Raw genomic sequence first — 1,002 nt, 5'->3', positions numbered from 1 at the left:
TGCTGGTAACACGCTGACTTACGTAAACGAAGAAGGCCAAAGAACTAACATAGACTTGTCCTTGTACCTAGATGACACTAACGCTGCCCGTATCTCTGGCGGTACGGTGGATAGCGACGGTATAGCTACTTTTGTACGTGATGACTCATCTAGTTTTGAAGTAGACATGTCTATTTTGCTAGACGATAGTAACTTGTCGCGTATTGTTAGTGCTGCGTTTAACTCGTCTCAAGGTATCTTGACGTTTACCCGTAACGACAACAGCACATTGTCAGTAGACCTAGATAACCGTTATCTACAAAGCTTTGAAGAGAGTGACCCTACTGTACCGGGCCATGTTAAAAGTATAACTACTTCAGACCTAGAAAACTGGAATGCTGCGCACTCTTGGGGCAACCACGCTGATGTAGGCTACCTTACATCTATTGATGTTCCTGAATCAGGTAACTGGTGGAAAGGGTTTGTGCGGGTTAACAGCGGAGGTATAGCGGAGGTAGGTAAATACATAGACTTCCACGACACTAACGATGAAACTGATAATTACAGCATAAGGCTTTCTGCATCAAACAGTACGCTTAGTGCCAGTGGTATCATGCGTGTAGACGGTGGCCAAAGAGTGTTTGCCGACAATTATCACCCTAACGCGGATAAATGGACTACTGCGCGTAGTATTAGCCTGACAGGTAATGTTACAGGCTCTGTGACTATCGACGGGTCTTCTAACGTTAGTATTTATAGCACAATACAAACCAAAACTAGTGATGGATTTACCGGTACCTATTCGCTGGTGTGGAAGGGTGCTAATGACCTCTACGTAAGTAACTGGCTGAAAGTAGACGGCGGTAACGACAGATTGATAGCCCCTCAGTTTGAGGCAAATAACAGCATACTAGTTAACGGTGTGCAGGTAGTAGACGCCAATAGGGTAGTTACAGCCACAAGCTTGACAGTAAGCGGTAAAAGCGGCTTCGGGAAATATTACGCAGCAGATAAGACGCTAGT

General features: G+C 45.1%; 1 protein-coding gene. It reads left to right on the top strand.

Annotated features, from left to right (window positions below):
* On the top strand, positions 1-1,002 hold a 1,002-nt coding region (locus BZJ21_RS16370; RefSeq protein ID WP_158075545.1), incomplete at both ends, for a tail fiber protein.

It is taken from the genome of Salinivibrio costicola subsp. alcaliphilus, from assembly GCF_001996185.1.
Taxonomy (GTDB): Bacteria; Pseudomonadota; Gammaproteobacteria; order Enterobacterales; family Vibrionaceae; genus Salinivibrio; species Salinivibrio costicola.
This window is presented reverse-complemented; position numbering and strand designations above follow the sequence as displayed.